17 protein-coding genes are annotated in these 16,471 nt (G+C 67.3%); 6 read left to right on the top strand and 11 right to left on the bottom strand.

Annotation, left to right across the window (positions count from 1 at the left end; translation table 11 throughout):
• Positions 1-24: 24 nt before the first annotated feature.
• The 3 genes from ACSHZY_RS07785 to rsmA are packed head-to-tail and all read left to right on the top strand — an operon-like array spanning position 25 to position 3,006.
• Positions 25-1,221 carry a peptidylprolyl isomerase gene (locus ACSHZY_RS07785; RefSeq protein ID WP_435167774.1) on the top strand — a complete coding sequence of 399 codons (1,197 nt, stop codon included), beginning with the start codon at positions 25-27 and terminating at the stop codon, positions 1,219-1,221.
• On the top strand, positions 1,218-2,180 hold the full coding sequence (pdxA, locus tag ACSHZY_RS07780; protein ID WP_435167771.1) for a 4-hydroxythreonine-4-phosphate dehydrogenase PdxA: 963 nt from the start codon (positions 1,218-1,220) through the stop codon (positions 2,178-2,180). The genes ACSHZY_RS07785 and pdxA overlap by 4 nt, the downstream gene beginning before the upstream one ends.
• On the top strand, positions 2,167-3,006 hold the full coding sequence (gene rsmA / locus ACSHZY_RS07775) for a 16S rRNA (adenine(1518)-N(6)/adenine(1519)-N(6))-dimethyltransferase RsmA (protein ID WP_435167768.1): 840 nt from the start codon (positions 2,167-2,169) through the stop codon (positions 3,004-3,006). Before pdxA ends, rsmA begins: the two co-directional genes overlap by 14 nt.
• Before the next feature lie 26 nt (positions 3,007-3,032).
• Here the strand turns inward: rsmA and ACSHZY_RS07770 are convergent, their stop codons facing one another.
• The 7 genes from ACSHZY_RS07770 to yajC form a co-directional block, all read right to left on the bottom strand.
• A complete protein-coding gene (locus ACSHZY_RS07770) occupies positions 3,033-3,710 on the bottom strand; it encodes a DUF4167 domain-containing protein (protein WP_435167766.1) in 678 nt (225 codons plus the stop codon).
• Positions 3,711-3,906: 196 nt separating this feature from the next.
• On the bottom strand, positions 3,907-4,737 hold the full coding sequence (gene prmC, locus ACSHZY_RS07765) for a peptide chain release factor N(5)-glutamine methyltransferase (RefSeq protein ID WP_435167763.1): 831 nt from the start codon (positions 4,735-4,737) through the stop codon (positions 3,907-3,909).
• Entirely contained in the window at positions 4,734-5,789 is a 1,056-nt protein-coding gene (gene prfA, locus ACSHZY_RS07760) for a peptide chain release factor 1 (RefSeq protein ID WP_435167760.1), read from the bottom strand. Before prfA ends, prmC begins: the two co-directional genes overlap by 4 nt.
• Positions 5,790-5,831: 42 nt before the next feature.
• Positions 5,832-6,188, bottom strand: a complete 357-nt coding sequence (locus tag ACSHZY_RS07755) for an Mth938-like domain-containing protein (RefSeq protein ID WP_435167757.1) — start codon at positions 6,186-6,188, stop codon at positions 5,832-5,834.
• Complete coding sequence (gene secF, locus ACSHZY_RS07750) at positions 6,188-7,159, bottom strand: protein translocase subunit SecF (protein ID WP_435167754.1); 972 nt, start codon at positions 7,157-7,159, stop codon at positions 6,188-6,190. The genes ACSHZY_RS07755 and secF overlap by 1 nt, the downstream gene beginning before the upstream one ends.
• A gap of 12 nt (positions 7,160-7,171) precedes the next feature.
• Positions 7,172-8,839 carry a protein translocase subunit SecD gene (secD, locus tag ACSHZY_RS07745; RefSeq protein ID WP_435167751.1) on the bottom strand — a complete coding sequence of 556 codons (1,668 nt, stop codon included), beginning with the start codon at positions 8,837-8,839 and terminating at the stop codon, positions 7,172-7,174.
• A 25-nt stretch (positions 8,840-8,864) separates the two neighbouring features.
• On the bottom strand, positions 8,865-9,191 hold the full coding sequence (gene yajC / locus ACSHZY_RS07740; protein ID WP_435167748.1) for a preprotein translocase subunit YajC: 327 nt from the start codon (positions 9,189-9,191) through the stop codon (positions 8,865-8,867).
• A 208-nt stretch (positions 9,192-9,399) separates the two neighbouring features.
• On the opposite strand from yajC, the gene serS reads away from it, so the two are divergent.
• Complete coding sequence (gene serS / locus ACSHZY_RS07735; RefSeq protein ID WP_435167745.1) at positions 9,400-10,689, top strand: serine--tRNA ligase; 1,290 nt, start codon at positions 9,400-9,402, stop codon at positions 10,687-10,689.
• 15 nt (positions 10,690-10,704) lie between these two features.
• Here serS and ACSHZY_RS07730 read toward each other — a convergent pair whose 3' ends face one another.
• Entirely contained in the window at positions 10,705-11,295 is a 591-nt protein-coding gene (locus ACSHZY_RS07730; RefSeq protein ID WP_435167742.1) for a lytic transglycosylase domain-containing protein, read from the bottom strand.
• Positions 11,296-11,432: 137 nt separating this feature from the next.
• Here ACSHZY_RS07730 and ssb point away from each other — a divergent pair, with 137 nt between their 5' ends.
• Positions 11,433-11,960 (top strand): single-stranded DNA-binding protein, encoded by a 528-nt coding sequence (gene ssb, locus ACSHZY_RS07725; protein ID WP_435167740.1) that lies wholly within the window; start codon positions 11,433-11,435, stop codon positions 11,958-11,960.
• Positions 11,961-11,964: 4 nt separating this feature from the next.
• Here ssb and ACSHZY_RS07720 read toward each other — a convergent pair whose 3' ends face one another.
• Entirely contained in the window at positions 11,965-13,401 is a 1,437-nt protein-coding gene (locus tag ACSHZY_RS07720; RefSeq protein WP_435167737.1) for an APC family permease, read from the bottom strand.
• A 235-nt stretch (positions 13,402-13,636) separates the two neighbouring features.
• Here ACSHZY_RS07720 and ACSHZY_RS07715 point away from each other — a divergent pair, with 235 nt between their 5' ends.
• Positions 13,637-13,873, top strand: coding sequence for a FliM/FliN family flagellar motor switch protein (locus ACSHZY_RS07715; RefSeq protein ID WP_435167734.1), 237 nt, complete (start codon positions 13,637-13,639; stop codon positions 13,871-13,873).
• A gap of 29 nt (positions 13,874-13,902) precedes the next feature.
• Here the strand turns inward: ACSHZY_RS07715 and guaB are convergent, their stop codons facing one another.
• Positions 13,903-15,351, bottom strand: coding sequence for an IMP dehydrogenase (guaB, locus tag ACSHZY_RS07710; protein WP_435167731.1), 1,449 nt, complete (start codon positions 15,349-15,351; stop codon positions 13,903-13,905).
• Positions 15,352-15,421: 70 nt separating this feature from the next.
• Positions 15,422-16,369 carry a lipoyl synthase gene (gene lipA / locus ACSHZY_RS07705; protein ID WP_435167728.1) on the bottom strand — a complete coding sequence of 316 codons (948 nt, stop codon included), beginning with the start codon at positions 16,367-16,369 and terminating at the stop codon, positions 15,422-15,424.
• Positions 16,370-16,471: the final 102 nt, after the last annotated feature.

Below are 16,471 nucleotides of genomic sequence, written 5' to 3'. Positions count from 1 at the left end.
CGCACGAAGACGAGAGAAGACAGAATGACCCGTTATATCCTTCCGCTTCTGACGACCGCGCTCGTGTCGGGCCTTGGTGCGGGAACGCCGGTTCTGGCGCAGAACCTGTTCGCCCCCCATGTGATCGTGAACGGCAGCGCCGTGACGGAGTGGGAGCTGGCGCAGCGCCGGCAGTTCCTGACCCTTCTGCGCGCGCCCGGCGACATTGCCAAGCAGGCCGAGAACGGCCTGATCGAGGATCGTCTGCGTCTGGACGCCGCCAAGCAGATGGGCATCACCGCCTCGGACGAGGAGGTGCAGCAGGGGATGGAGGAGTTCGCCCAGCGTGCGAACTTCACCGCCGACCAGTTCATCACCCAGATCGAATCCGCTGGCGTGGACCGCACGACCTTTCGCGATTTTGTGCGCGCGGGCGTCGTGTGGCGCGCGGTGATCCGCCAGAAGTACGCGTCCACCGTCGTCATCAGCGACGCCGACATCGACCGCGCGGTCGAGGCGGAAAAGCAGGCGGCAAACGTGCGCGTCCTGTTGTCGGAACTGATCATGCCGGTGCCCCCGGGGCAGGAAAACCAAGCCATGAACGCGGCTGAGGACATCGCCCGCCGCGTCGAGGCCGGGGAAAGCTTCGCCGAGTTCGCCCGCCAGTATTCCGCCACCCCGTCCAGCGCGAATGGCGGTGCGCTGGAATGGATGCCGCTGTCGAACCTGCCGCCCGGACTGCAATCGGTGTTCATGAGCCTGCCGCCCGGCGGCGTGACCCAGCCGCTGCAGATTCCCAACGCCGTCGCGCTGTTCCAGTTGCGCGACCGCCAGGAAACCGCCCCCACCAAGCGCCCGACCGAGGTGGAGATCGCGCGTTACCCGCTTCCGGCCGACAACCCCACGGGGGCGGCCGCACAGATCAACGGCCGGGTGGACGGCTGCAACGACCTTTACACTCAGGCCCGCCGCGACGGTGTGGCCGTGCAGCGCGAAACGCGCGCCGAGGCGGGCCTTCCGGCCGAACTGTCGGCCGTGTCGGGTCTGGACCAGAACGAGACGGCCGTGGTGACGGTCGGTGGCCAGCCCTCGCTTCTGATGGTCTGCGCCCGGCGTCCGATCACGGAAAAAGCGGTCGATCGTGACGCGATCCGGGGGCAGTTGCTGAACCAGCAGCTGAACGCCCGGTCGGCGGTGTATCTGAGCCAGCTGCGTGACAGCGCACTGATCCGCACGCCGTGACGCCCGTTGCCCTGACCTGCGGAGAGCCGTCGGGCATCGGCCCCGAGCTGGCCGCAAAGGCACGTGTTCTGCTGGGCGCGGACCTGCCCTTCTTCGTGATCGGCGATCCGCGTCATTTCGCCATGAAGATGACCGAGATCGCCACCCCGGCCGAGGCGCTGGACGTGGCGCCGGATCACCTGCCCATCCTGCCCCACCGCTTCGGCGCCGATGCGGTGCCGGGGCAGCCCGATCCCGCCAACGCCGCCGGCGTGATCGAGGTGATCGCCATGGCCGTGCGTCTGGCGCTGGCGGGTCAGGTGGCAGGCGTCTGCACTGCCCCCATTTCGAAGAAGGCGCTGAAGGACGGCGCGGATTTTGCTTATCCCGGCCACACCGAATATCTTGCCGCGCTGGCGGGGGTGGACCGCGTGGTGATGATGCTCGCCTCCCCCCAGTTGCGGGTGGTGCCGACGACGATCCACATCCCGCTGGCCGAGGTGCCGCAGGCGCTGACCGACGACCTTCTGGCCGACACGCTGCGCATCACCCACGCCGCGCTGATCCGCGACTTCGGCATCGCCGCCCCCCGCATCGCCGTGTCCGGCCTGAACCCCCATGCGGGTGAAGGCGGCACCATGGGGCGCGAGGAGTTGCGCCTGTCCGCCGTACTGGACACCCTTCGGGCCGAGGGCATGGCCTTGACCGGCCCCCTGCCCGCCGACACGATGTTCCATCCGGCCGCGCGGGCGCGGTATGATGCCGCCGTCTGCATGTATCACGACCAGGCGCTGATCCCGATCAAGACCATCGCCTTTGACGACGGGGTGAACGTGACGCTGGGGCTGCCTTTCATCCGAACCTCGCCCGATCATGGGACGGCGTTCGACATTGCTGGCCAAGGGATCGCCAACCCCTCCAGCCTGATCGCGGCGCTGCGCATGGCGGCGGAAATGGGGGCGGCCCGTGTCCACGATTGACGGTTTGCCCCCGCTGCGCGAGGTCATCAAGACGCATGACCTTGTGGCGAAGAAGCAGCTTGGCCAGAATTTCCTGCTGGACCTGAACCTGACGGCCAAGATCGCGCGGATGGCGGGCGACCTGTCCGGCTCCGACGTGATCGAGGTGGGGCCCGGACCGGGCGGGTTGACGCGCGGCCTTCTGGCCGAAGGGGCGCGGCGCGTGCTGGCCATCGAAAAGGACGCCCGCTGCCTGCCCGCGCTGGCCGAAATCTCCGACGCTTATCCCGGCCGGCTGGAGGTGATCAACGCCGACGCGCTGACCATCGACCCGACCGACCGCTTGACCGGGCCCATCCGGATCGTGGCGAACCTGCCCTACAACGTGGGAACGGAACTGCTGGTGCGCTGGCTGACGCCCGCCGTCTGGCCGCCCTTCTGGGACAGCCTGACCCTGATGTTCCAGAAAGAGGTGGCGGAGCGGATCGTGGCGAAGCCCGGGTCCAAGGCCTACGGCCGGCTGGCGCTGCTGGCCCAATGGCGGACCGAGGCGCGGATCGTGATGACCCTGCCGCCCGAGGCGTTCACGCCCGCGCCGAAGATACATTCCGCCGTCGTGCATCTGAAGAAGCTGAACGAACCCCGCTATCCCGCCGATGGCGCGGTGCTGGCGCGGCTAACGGCGGCGGCCTTCAACCAGCGGCGCAAGATGCTGCGATCCTCGCTGAAAGGCGTGGCGCCGGACATCGAGGATCGGCTGATCGCCGCAGGCATCGCCCCCACCGACCGGGCGGAGGATATTCCGCTGGAAGGCTTCTGCGCCCTGGCGCGCGAGGTCGCCAAGTAAAAAGCCGCCCCGAGAGGCGGCTTTTCTTATTCCACGGTTTCGCGCGGGCCGTTGTTGTCCGCCGCATCCTCGGGCTTCTTGCGCGGACGGCGGGTGTTTTGGCGGCGCGGAGCCTCCCCTTCGGCCTTGGGCGGACGGGGCGCACGCGGACGGCGCGGCTTTTCGGCGGCCGGCGGCTCCAGCGCTTCGACCGGCAGATCCAGGCTCGGCTGCGCCTCGGGCGCGGCCTCGACCGGCGTCGCAACGGCCTCGACGGGCTCCTGCTCACGCCGGTCGTCCTCGCGGCGGTCCTCCGAACGGACCTCTTCACGGTGATCCCGGCGGTCCTCGTCGCGATCACGCCGATCATCCTCGCGGTCACGACGCGGCGGCTGGTCGCGGTTGTCGTCGCGGCGCTGGTTGTGATGCTGCTGGTTCTGGTTGTGGTGCTGCTGGCGGGCTTCCTGTTCGGCCGCCATTTCGCGCTGCGCCTCGCTCAGCATGCGGGTGTAGTGCTCGGCGTGCTGAAGGAACGCTTCGGCCGCCACGCGGTCGTTCGACAACTGGGCATCGCGGGCCAGAACGAGGTACTTCTCGATGATCTGCTGCGGCGTGCCACGCACCTTACCCTCGGGGCCGGAGCTGTCGAAGACGCGGTTGATGATGTTGCCCAATGGGCGCGGACGGTTCGATTTCGAACGCGAGCGAGATTTGGAGGAACGCATACTGTCCTTGTATCCGAATATCTGGCCTTGCGTATGCGGCCCACTCTGGCCCGACCCGGGCGAGTTGTTCGGCGCTGCATCGGCGTGACCGCGCGGGCGCTGTTGACCAGTCCACCCTCCGCGTGTGTCCAATAAGCACCCCGCACGCGTGCTGACAAGACCCTGATTGCTGTTTGCCCCGTATTTTCGGTGTTTTTCAACCGGCCCGGGGCGTGCGACCGGAAACAACCCGGTCCCTTCCATCCATGTCGGGATGAACGCGAACATCTTCAAGACCCGCATTGCGAAACAGCGCCGCCACGTCCGGCCCCTGACCGGCGCCGATCTCCACCAGCACGCGGCCGTTGGGGTTCAGATGCGCGCCTGCCCCGGCCGCGATGGCGCGGTAGGCGTCCAGCCCGTCGCCGCCGGGCGTCAGGGCCATGCGCGGCTCCCAGTCCCGCACCTCGGGCGACAGGGCAGCCATTTCCGCTTCCGCGATATAGGGTGGGTTGGAGGTGATGAGGTCGAACCGCCCCTCCACCCGCGCGAACCAGTCCGAAAGAACAAAGGTCGGGCGCAGGCCCAGACGCGCCCCATTCTCCCCCGCCACGGCCAGCGCGCCGGGCGACAGGTCCGTGGCCGTGGTGGTGGCCCCCGTTTCGGCCATCAGCGTCAGGGCAATGGCACCCGAGCCGGTGCCGAGATCCAGCACGCTTGTGAAGGGTTCCGCCAGCGCCAGTGCGATCAGGCTCTCGGTTTCGGGCCGCGGGTCCAGCACCTCGCGCGTCACGCGGAAGCGGCGGCCCCAGAACAGGCGTTCACCCACGATCTGGGCGACGGGCTGGCGCGCCTCGCGGGCGGTCAGCGCGGTGTCGAAACGGGCGGCGGCGTGGGCGCCCACCTCGTCCTGCATGTGCAGCACCAGACGGTCGGGGGCAAAGCCCATGGTGTGCGCCAGAAGCCAGCGCGCGTCGCGGGCAGCGTCGGGCACCCCGGCCGCCGCCAGCCGTGCCGCACCGGCGCGCAGCGCGTCGGCGACGATCATGCCTCCATCTCGGCCAGCTTGGCGGCCTGATCGTGCGCGATCAGGGCGTCGATGATCCCCGTCAGGTCGCCCGCCATGATCTGCGAGAGGGAATACAGCGTCAGGTTGATGCGGTGATCCGTCAGCCGCCCCTGCGGGAAGTTGTAGGTGCGGATGCGCTCGCTCCGGTCGCCGGTGCCGACCTGTGCCTTGCGATCGGCGGCACGGGCGGCGTCGGTACGTTCGCGCTCCGCCTCGTACAGGCGGGCGCGCAGGACCTGCATGGCGATGGCGCGGTTCTGGTGCTGCGACTTTTCCGAACTGGTCACGACGATGCCCGTGGGGATGTGCGTGATGCGCACGGCCGAATCCGTGGTGTTCACGTGCTGCCCGCCCGCCCCGCTGGCGCGCATCGTGTCGATGCGGATGTCGGCGGCGGGAATGTCGATCTCCACCTCCTCGGCCTCGGGCAACACCGCCACCGTCGCGGCGGAGGTGTGGATGCGCCCGCCCGCCTCGGTCTCGGGCACCCGCTGCACGCGGTGGACGCCGGATTCGTATTTCAGGCGCGCAAAGACGCCTTCTCCCTGCACCAGCGCCGTCAATTCGCGGATGCCGCCCAGATCGCTTTCGACAAGATCGATAATCTGGAAGGTCCAGCCCTGTGACTCCGCATAGCGCTGGTACATGCGCAGCAGGTCGGCCGCGAACAGCGCGGCTTCATCCCCGCCGGTGCCGGGGCGGATTTCCAGGATCGCGGGGCGGGCATCGGCAGCGTCCTTGGGCAGCAGCGCGATGCGCAGCGCCTGCTCCATCTGCGGGATGCGGGCCTTCAGGGCGGGGAGCTCATCCTCGGCCAGCGCGCGCATCTCGGGGTCGGCCAGCATCGCCTCCGCCTCGGCCAGATCGTCGAGGGCGCGGCGATAGGCGGCGATCTCCGTCACGACGGGCTTCAGATCGCCGTATTCACGGCTGAGGGCGGCAATCTCGGCCGGTGCGGCGCCCGCGGACAGCTTCGCCTCGAGAAACTCGAAGCGGCGCGTGATCTGGGCGAGTTTGTCCATTGGAACCATGCCGGTCGGAATGGCGCAGGACGCCCGCCCGGTCAAGACCCGCTAGACGGGGATCAGCGCCACGGCGATCAGGCGACCTTCGGCCAGCAGCAGGTTGTAGGTCCGGCACGCGGCGGGGGAGGACATGACCTCCACCCCCACGCCGGCCTGTTCCAGCGCCTGGCGCAGCGCGCGGGGGGCGTGGGCGATGTCGGTCCCCGTGCCGAGGAACAACACGTCGATCCGTTCGGCCAGCGCCAGAAGCGGCGCCACGTCGTCATAGCCGCCCCAGGCGATCGTGCTCCACGGCGACACCAGAAGCGGTCCTTCCAGCGCCTGCCCCGCGATGCGGAAGAAGCCCGGACCATACCCCTCGATCGGCTGCGCCTCGGCGTAGGAGATTTCTTCCATCATCGGCATCAGGCGTCGATGTCCGCGAACTTGGTGCCGGCCTTGGATTTCGGCTTCGGCTCCCGATTGACGCCGATCCAGAGGACGAGGTTCTTGGCCATGTAGATCGACGAATACGTCCCAAGCAGCACGCCGAAAATGATGGCCGACACGAAGCCGCGCAGCACGTCGCCGCCAAAGATCAGCAGCGCGAACAGCGCGATCAGCGTGGTGGCCACGGTCATCACGGTCCGGCTCAGCGTTTCGTTCACCGACAGGTTCATCACGTCGCGCAGGGGCATGGTCTTGTACTTCTGCAGGTTTTCCCGCAGCCGGTCGAACACCACCACCGTGTCGTTGACCGAGAAGCCGAGGATGGTCAGAAGCGCGGCCACCGTCGTCAGGTCGAACCGCATCTGGAACAGCGACAGGATGCCCACCGTCACCAGCACATCGTGGACGGACGCAAGGATCGTGCCCAGCGCGAACTGCCATTCGAACCGGAACCAGATGTAGATCCCGATCCCCAGCGCCGCGAGGCCGAGGGCGAGGACCGCCGACTGCACCAGCTCGCCCGACACCTTCGGGCCCACCGATTCGACCGAAGGGAAGGTGATCGACGGATCGATCCCGCGCAGGGCGGTGCTGACCTTTTCCACCGACTCCGTGCTGGCGGCGCTGCTGCCTTCCTGCGCCTCGATCCGGATGGAGGCGACGTGCTGGTCGGCGCGGAAGGTGGGGTCAAACACCTCGGTGATGATGACGTCACCGATGCCCAGGGGCTGCAACGCCTCGCGATACGCGCCGACATCGACCGGCTGCGACGATTCCGTGCGGATGGTCGTGCCGCCGCGGAAGTCGATGCCGAAGTTCAGCCCCATCACCGCCACGATGACGAACGAGGCGAGCATGACGACGATGGACGACCCGAAGGTCAGCCACTGCCAGCGGAAGAAGTCGATCTTCGTGTTGTCGGGAACAAGCTTCAGACGAAGGGCCATGTCCGCTTCTCCTTACACGGTGATGGTCTTGGGCCGGCGCCACGCGTACCAGGCGGCGATCAGCGAACGGGCGACATAGACGGAGGTGAACATCGAGGTGATGATCCCGATCCCCAGCGTCACGGCAAAGCCGCGCACGGGGCCGGAGCCGACGGCGAACATGATGACGGCGGTCAGCAGGGTCGTGATGTTGGCGTCGATGATCGCCGACAGCGCCTTGTGGAAGCCTTCGTCCAGTGCGCGGACCGGGTTGCGGCCGGCGCGCAATTCCTCGCGCACACGCTCGAAGATCAGCACGTTGGCGTCCACCGCGGTGCCCATCGTCAGCACGATGCCCGCGATGCCCGGAAGCGTCAGCGTGGCGCCCAGCAGCGACAGGACGGCGAAGATGGCGATCACGTTGATGGTCAGCGCGATGTTGGCGATCATGCCGAACCAGCCGTAGCAGGCGACCATGAACACGACCACCGCGACCATCCCGATGATGGAGGCCATGCGCCCCGCGTCGATGCTGTCCTGCCCCAGTTCCGGCCCGATGGTCCGTTCTTCAAGGAAGTCCATTCCGGCGGGCAGCGCGCCCGCGCGCAGCAGGACGGCCAGCTCGGTCGAATCCTCCACCGTGAAGCTGCCGGTGATGATCCCCGACCCGCCCGGAATGGCCGAGTTGATGACGGGGGCCGAGATCACCTTGTCGTCCAGCACGATGGCGAAGGGACGGCCGATGTTCTGCGCGGTATAGTCGCCGAAGATGCGCCCGCCCGCGCCGTTGAAGCGGAAGTTGACGGCCGGCGCGTTGTTCTGGTCGAAGGCGGGCTGCGCGTCGACCAGCTGTTCACCGGACACGACGGGCGTGGCCTGCACGATGTAGAAGACGCCCGGCTCGTTCTCGGACGCCAGCAGCTCCTGCCCCGCCTCCACCGGCGCGTTGGGGTCGGTGGTGCGGTTGACGACCGAATTGAAGGTCAGCTGCGCCGTCGTCCCGATCAGGGATTTCAATTCGTCCGCGGACCCGATGCCCGGCACCTCGATCAGGATGCGGTCGTCGCCCTGGCGCTGGATGGTGGGCTCGCGGGTCCCGACCTCGTCCACGCGGCGGCGGATGATCTCCAGGCTCTGCTGCATGGTGCGCTGGTCGGTGGCGGTGCGTTCGGCTTCCGACAGCTGGATGGTCAGCGTGTCGCCCTGCCCCTGCACGTCCAGATCGCTTTGCCCGGTGCCGGTCAGCGTCTGGATCGGCTGGGCCAGCCCTTGGGCGATCTGCACCGCCTGCGCCATCCCGTCGGGGTTGGAGATCTGGATGCGCAGCGTGCCGGGATCGGACGCCACGCGGCGGATGCCGCCCACCTCGGCGCGCGCGTCGCGCAGGGCGTCACGCATTTCCGGCCAAAGGGCGTCCACGCGGTCGGCATAGACGTCCGACAGCCGCACCTCGGCCAGCAGATGGGCGCCGCCCCGCAGGTCAAGCCCGAGGTTCATCAGCGAGGACGGCATCCAGTTGGGCCAGCCGTCGATGGCCGCCTGCTGTTCGGGCGTGGGGGCGGTGCCTTGCGCGGCCACCGCCTCTTGCGCGTCATTGTGGTTCTCGACCCGGCCATAGAAGGCGTTGGGAATGGCGAACAGGATCGCGAGGGCGCAAAGCGACCAGATCACGATCCGTTTCCATGTGGGTATCTGCAGCATTCTTCAGGTCCGGGTCAGGAATGGGTCAGGCGACGGGTTCGGTCTTGGAGATGACCTGCGCAATGGTGTGGCGCAGGACCTTCACCTTCACGCCCTCGGCGATCTCCACCTGAACCTCGTTGCCTTCGGCGACATGGACGACCTTGCCGATGATGCCGCCCTGCGTGACGACCTGGTCGCCGCGGCGCAGCTGGTCCACCATGTTGCGGTGTTCCTTGACCTTCTTCTGCTGCGGGCGGATCAGCAGGAAGTACATGATCACGAAGATCAGGATCAGCGGAACGAAGCTGGTCAGCGCGCCGGCGGCGCCGCCCGAGGCGGCCGTCTGGGCGAAGGCGGGGGTTGCGAACATGCGTTATCCTCGTCTGGCGCGGGGCGCGGCCCCGGATTGTCGGTGGCGCACCCTAATGGCCCCCCCCTGCGATGGCAAGCGCGCGCCCTTGGGGCAAAAGGGCGCAAGCCCCCATGCCTGACGCGATTGTCATGCGATTTTCCGGTTCCCCCGTTTCGCGTGATCGGGCATAGGAAGACCCGGACCCCATCATGCAGGAGCCAGGGACATGCACGACATCCGCGCCATCCGCGAAAACCCCGCCGCCTTCGACGCGGCGCTGTCGCGTCGCGGGGCCGAGCCGATGTCGTCGCGCATCTTGGCCATCGACGAGGCGCGCCGCAGCCGCATCCTGGCGGCCGAAACCGCGCAGGCCGAACAGAACCGCGCCAGCAAGGACGTGGGCGCCGCCAAGGCCGCCGGCAACGAGGCGGAGTTCGAGCGTCTGCGCGGCCTTGTTGCCCAGAAGAAGGCCGACATCGCCCGCCTGAACGAGGAAGCGGCTGCCGAGGACGCGCGCCTGCGCGATCTGCTGCTGACCATCCCCAACCTGCCCCGCGACGACGTGCCCGACGGCGCGGACGAGGGCGACAACGTGGAACTGCGCCGCTGGGGCAGCCCCCGCAATTTCGCCTTCCCCCCGAAGGAGCATTACGAGATCGCGGGCGCGAAACCCGGCCTTGATTTCCCCACGGCGGCCAAGCTGTCGGGCAGCCGTTTCGTGGTGCTGAAGGGCGCGATGGTGCGCCTGCACCGCGCGTTGGCGCAGTTCATGCTGGACACGCATGTGGACGAGCACGGGTTGTCGGAAACCTGGACGCCGGTGCTGGTGCGGGACGACGCGATGCTGGGCACCGGCCAGTTGCCGAAGTTTACCGAGGACAGCTATCAGACCACGAACGGCTGGTGGCTGATCCCCACCTCGGAAGTGACGCTGACGAACACCGTGGCGGGCGAGATCCTGGACTGGGAAACGCTTCCCATCCGCATGACCGCCCATTCCCAGTGCTTCCGGTCCGAGGCCGGCAGCGCGGGCAAGGACACCGCCGGCATGCTGCGCCAGCACCAGTTCGAGAAGGTGGAGATGGTGTCCATCACCACCCCCGACCAGTCGGCGGCCGAGCATGAGCGCATGACCCAATGCGCCGAGGCGATCCTGCAAAAGCTGAACCTGCCTTACCGCGTCGTCGTGCTGTGCACCGGCGACATCGGCTTTGGCGCGACCAAGACCCACGATCTGGAGGTGTGGCTGCCGGGTCAGGACACCTATCGCGAAGTGTCGTCGGTGTCGGTCTGTGGCGATTTCCAGGCGCGCCGGATGAACGCCCGCTTCCGCCCCGAAGGCGGCAAGCCGGAATTCGTCCACACGCTGAACGGATCGGGCCTGGCCGTCGGGCGCTGCATGATCGCGGTGCTGGAGAATGGGCAGCAGGAGGACGGCTCCGTCGACCTGCCGCAGGCGCTGTGGCCCTATCTGGGCGGCAAGACCCGCATCTCGGCCGACGGCGCGCTGGTCTGAAGACACGGGCGGCGTTCAGCCGCCCGCGATGATCCGCACGTAGTTCTGGGTTTCGGCATAGGGCGGTATCCCGCGATACTGCTCCACCGCGCCGGGTCCTGCGTTGTAGGCGGCCAGCGCATGGCGCCAGTTGCCGAAGCGGTCATACATCATCCGCAGATAACGCGCGCCGCCGTCGAGGTTCGATTCCGGATTGTCTATGGACGCGCCGATCAGCTGCGCCGTGCCGGGCATCAGCTGCGCCAGCCCCCGCGCGCCCTTGGGCGACACCGCGGCGGGATTCCAACCGGATTCCTGCTGCACCAGACGCAGGAACAACTCCTCCGGGACGCCGTGCTTCTTGGCCGAGGCGCGGGCCGCCGCCAGATACTGTCCGCGATAGCTGCCGCGATAGGTTCCGCTGAAGCTGGTCACCGCCACCTCCTGCCCACGCTCGGACGGGGGTTGCAGGCGGGCGGAGCCGGAATATTGCCGGGCCGCCCGGGTGTCGAGCACGCTGAACCTTGAAAGTGGGGCCGAGACGGGGTGTTTCGCGAAAATCCCCTCGGCCATGATCGGCCCCGAGGTGATGACCACCATCGCGGCCGCAAGCGTCATGATGCGCATGCGTTCGTCCTTCGCTGTCCCGCCCGGCACTTTACACGAACCGGCGTGCAAGGCCAGCGGCACGTGCGCCATCGGCGGATTGCGTCGAAACGGGGGGCGGTGTAAGCCTTTCCGAACCAAAAACGGAGTAAACGCGCATGGCGGGTTCGGTCAACAAGGTCATCATCGTCGGCAATCTGGGCCGCGATCCGGAAGTGCGCAGCTTCCAGAACGGCGGCAAGGTCTGCAACCTGCGGATCGCCACCACCGAAACGTGGCGCGACAAGGCCAGCGGAGAGCGCAAGGAGCGCACCGAATGGCATTCCGTCGCGATCATGGACGAAAACCTTGTCCGCGTGGCCGAACAATACCTGCGCAAGGGGTCGAGCGTCTATCTGGAAGGCCAGCTGGAAACCCGCAAATGGCAGGACCAGTCCGGCGCCGACAAGTACACGACCGAGGTCGTTCTGCGTCCATTCCGCTCCACCATGACGATGCTGGGCGGCCGCGGCGACGGCGGCGGCGCGTCGGGCGGCGGGTATGAGGATCGCGGCGGCTCACAGGGCGGCGGCTACGATTACGAGGGCGGTTCGCAGGGCGGATCCTCGTCGCGCGGCGGGTCTTCGCGCCCGCAGCAGGGTGGCGGCGGACGCAGCAATGACTTCGACGACGAGATCCCGTTCTGAGCGATCAGCGTTTCGGGGCGTCGGACGGATCTTCGTCCAGGTGCCCCGCATTCTTCAGGGTTCCGGCGGACACGTCCGTCTGCCGGTTCCATGCCCAGGTCAGCGCCCACAGCACGACGCCTAGACCCAGCAGCCAGCCGGCGATCCGGTATTGCCCCATCTGGCTGGCGCTGCGCGCCCAAGGGCCTACCAGGAAGGCGCAGGTCACCGCCCCCACCCAAGGCCCCCAGACGGGCGCGCGGAAGTGGCGTTCGGTCGCCGGCGTCCGGCGGATGACCAGCAGCGACACGTTGAGAATCGTGAACACCCCCAGCAGCAACAGGGACGTGGTGCCGCCCAGGAGACTGATCGCCCCGGTGTTGGACCACAGGACCACCGCGCAGATCAGGCCGAAAGCCAGCACCGTCGTGAACAGCACGGCCACCCAAGGCGTCTGCCGCACCGGATGGACGCGCCCCAGAACCGGCGGCAGCACCCGCTGGCGGGCCAGTCCATAGATCAACCGGCTGGCCATCAGCATGTTGATAAGGGCAGAGTTCGCGACCGCGAACATCCCGATGAACGGGAAAATCGTGTCGAAGGGCAGCCCCGGCGCCCCCGCCCGCACCACCTGTGTCAGCGCCGAGCCCTTCGACGTGTCCGAAAGGTCCCCCACCGGCACCAGCGCCACCGCGCAGATCGACACGAGGACGTAGATCACGCCCGTGATCGCCAGCCCCGACAGCATGATCTTGGGGAAGGTGCGGACGGGATCGTGCACTTCCTCGGCCATGTTGACGGAATCCTCGAACCCGACCATGGCGAAGAAGGCCATGGCCGTGGCGGCGGTCAGCGCCAGGAACGCGCCCTTTTCATCGGCGGACTGGAAGACCATCACCTCGGAAAAATCGGCCCGGCCCTGCGCCATCGCGAACAGGCCGATGAAGATGATCAGCAGCAGGCCCGACAGCTCCACGCAGGTCAGCACCACGTTGGCCCTCACGCTTTCGCCCGCGCCGCGATAGTTGACGGCAGCGATCAAGGCCATGAACGCCAGCGCCACGACCAGCAGCCCGCCCTTGCCCAAACCAAGGCCAAGCCCGTCATTCAGGAACCCTGCAAAAGCGTTCGACGCGGTGGAGGCCGAGGTGATCCCCGAGCACATGACGGTGAAGGCAACAAGGAAGGTCACGAAATGGATGCCGAACGCCTTGTGCGCGTAAAGCGCGGCCCCCGCGGCCTGCGGATAGCGCGTCACCAGTTCCAGGTAGGACAGCGCCGTGATGGTGGCGACCGCGAAGGCCAGCAGGAAGGGCGCCCAGGCGGCGCCGCCGACCTCTCCGGCGACGGAACCGGTCAGGGCGTAGACGCCGGTCCCCAGGATGTCACCTATGATGAACAGAAGCAGCAGCTTCGGCCCCATGACACGTTTCAGTTCCGTCTGGTCCGCGCCAGTGCTCATCACCATTCCCCCATTGATGTCTTTCGAAATCATCTGGTTCGGGAACGGCGCGTGGCAAGCGCCCGCGCAAGGAGAGACGCAGCCTCGGGAGTGTCACGAAACCTTTTCATCCTTGCGGGTATGATGACCCCCATTCTTCCCGGTGCCGCAGGATGCGCGGATTTGCTTATCAAGAAGCGTGGTTCCCACGCTGCCATCCACAACGGATCACTGCTTCTGACGGAAAGCCTCTGACATGGATGACGCCCATTTCGACGCCCTGAACATTCGCCTGACGTTCCATGTCGGCGACGCGATGGTGACCTTGGCCGATCTGCGCAAGATGGGGCCGGGCATGGTTGTGCCGCTGGACCGCCCCACGCCGACGACGGTGGACATCCTGGTGAACGACCGGCGCATCGGCACGGGCAACATCGTCTGCCTGGACGGGAAAACGGGGATCGAGATCCGGACCCTGTTCCAGAACGGATAAGGCCACGCCCGAAGGCGTGGCCCGTTCCCCTAGCCGATGCGGTAGTTCGGCGATTCCCGCGTGATCTGCACGTCGTGGACGTGGCTCTCGCTCAGCCCCGCATTGGTGATGCGGACGAACTGGCAGCCCTTGCGCATCTCGGCCACGGTGCCGTTGCCGGTGTAGCCCATGGAGGCGCGAAGGCCGCCGACCAGCTGGTGGATGACCGCCGCCGCCGTGCCCTTGTAAGGCACCTGCCCTTCGATCCCTTCCGGCACCAGCTTGTCGGACGCGGCGTCCTTCTGGAAATACCGGTCGGCCGAGCCGCGGGCCATGGCGCCCAAGCTGCCCATCCCGCGATAGGATTTGAAGCTGCGGCCCTGATACAGGATCACCTCGCCTGGAGACTCGTCCGTGCCGGCGATGGCCGAGCCGACCATGGCGCAGGACGCGCCCGCCGCGATGGCCTTCGCGAAATCGCCCGAGAACTTGATGCCGCCATCGGCGATGATCGGGATGTCGCCCGCGCCGCTGGCCGAATCCATGATCGCGGTCAGTTGCGGCACGCCCACGCCCGCGACGATGCGCGTCGTGCAGATCGATCCGGGGCCGATGCCCACCTTCACCGCATCCGCGCCCGCGCCGATCAGGGCGCGCGTGGCCTCGGCCGTAGCAACGTTGCCGGCCACAACCTGGATGTTGCCGCCCAGCGCCTTGATCCGCTCCACCGCCTTGGCGACGCCGGCGGAATGGCCATGGGCGGTGTCGATCACCACCATGTCCACGCCCGCATCGATCAGCGCCATCGAGCGTTCGAAACCCGCATCGCCGGTGGTGGTGGCGGCGGCCACGCGCAGGCGGCCCAGATCGTCCTTGCAGGCGTTGGGGTTCAGGACGGATTTCTCCGTGTCCTTCAGCGTCAGAAGGCCGGTCAGCTTGCCCTGCCCGTCCGTGACCAGCAGCTTTTCGATCCGGCGCGCCTTCATCAGGTTGATCGCCGTTTCCCGGTCCGCCGGTTCCTGAAGGATGGCGAGGTTGTCCGACGACATCATCACCGACACCGGCGTCCGGTCGTCCGAGGCGAAACGCATGTCGCGGTTCGTGACGATGCCGACCACGCGGCCCGCCTCGTCCACCACCGGGAAGCCGGTCACGTTGTAGCGGGCCTGAAGCGCCTTGGCATCGGCCAGCGTCTGATCGGCCCGCAGGGTGATCGGCTTGTAGACGATGCCGCTTTCGAACCGTTTGACGCGGCGGACCTCATCGGCCTGCTGTTCGATGTTCAGGTTGCGGTGGATCACGCCCATCCCGCCGGCCTGCGCCATGGCAATGGCCATGCGCGCCTCGGTCACCGTGTCCATGGCCGAGGACAGGAGCGGGATGTTCAGGCGGATCGACTTCGTGACGTAGGTGGACACGTCGGCGTCCGACGGAAGGACCGAACTGGCCCCCGGTACAAGCAGGACATCGTCGAAGGTAAGCGCCTCGCGAATCTCCATGGGGCATCTCCTTGGAAGGGTTCGTTTGACGGTTCCCTGTTTCACGCCCCCTGGAAAAACGCAACCCCCATCAGGCGCCTAGCTTGGCCAGACGCGCCGCGCGCAGACGCTGGAAGTCGTCCCCCGCGTGATAGGAGGACCGGGTGAGGGGCGTCGCCGAAACCATCAGGAAGCCCTTGTTGTAAGCCGCCTTCTCGTAGGTCGCGAACTCCTCCGGCGTGACGAAGCGGTCCACGCGGTGGTGCTTCGGCGTCGGCTGCAGGTATTGCCCGATGGTCAGGAAATCCACATCGGCGGCGCGCATGTCGTCCATGACCTGCCGCACCTGCGCGCTGTTTTCCCCAAGGCCCACCATGATGCCCGATTTGGTGAAGATCGTCGGGTCCAGCTCCTTCACGCGCTGCAACAGGCGCAGCGAGTGGAAGTAGCGCGCCCCCGGACGCACCTCAAGATACAGGCCCGGCACGGTTTCCAGATTGTGGTTGAACACGTCGGGCTTGGCCGCCACCACCGTTTCCAGCACGGAGTCGGCGCATTTCAAAAAGTCCGGCGTCAGGATCTCGATCGTGGTGTTGGGCGATCGGTGACGGATCGCGCGGATCGTCTGGGCGAAATGGTCCGCCCCGCCATCGGTCAGGTCGTCCCGGTCCACCGAGGTGACGACGACGTGGTTCAGACCCAGCTTCGACACGGCATGCGCCACGCGGCCCGGTTCGAACGCGTCGAGGTTCTGCGGCTTGCCCGTCGCCACGTTGCAGAAGGTGCAGCCGCGGGTGCAGATCTCGCCCATGATCATCATGGTGGCGTGGCCTTGACTCCAGCACTCGCCCACGTTGGGGCAGCCGGCCTCCTCGCACACCGTGACAAGGCGGTTTTCCTTGATGATGTCGCGCGTTTCCTTGTACCCGGCCGAGGTCGGGGCCTTCACGCGGATCCACGCGGGCTTCTTCGGCTGGGCGTTGTCGGCGCGGTGCGCCTTTTCGGGGTGACGCTGGTCGGGAATCTTCAGATCGCGCACGGCAAACCTCCCTCGCGCTGGCTTGGCCAAGACATAGGGCGAAACGCCCGCCCGCGCAACCGGAGCCGCTTGAAGCCTCGTGCCCATCTCTTTAAAGTTCCC

The sequence above is a fragment of the Falsirhodobacter sp. 1013 genome, assembly GCF_051195255.1.
Taxonomy (GTDB): Bacteria; Pseudomonadota; Alphaproteobacteria; order Rhodobacterales; family Rhodobacteraceae; genus Falsirhodobacter.
Note: the sequence above shows the minus strand (reverse complement) of the source record. Positions and strands in the feature narration are given on the sequence as shown.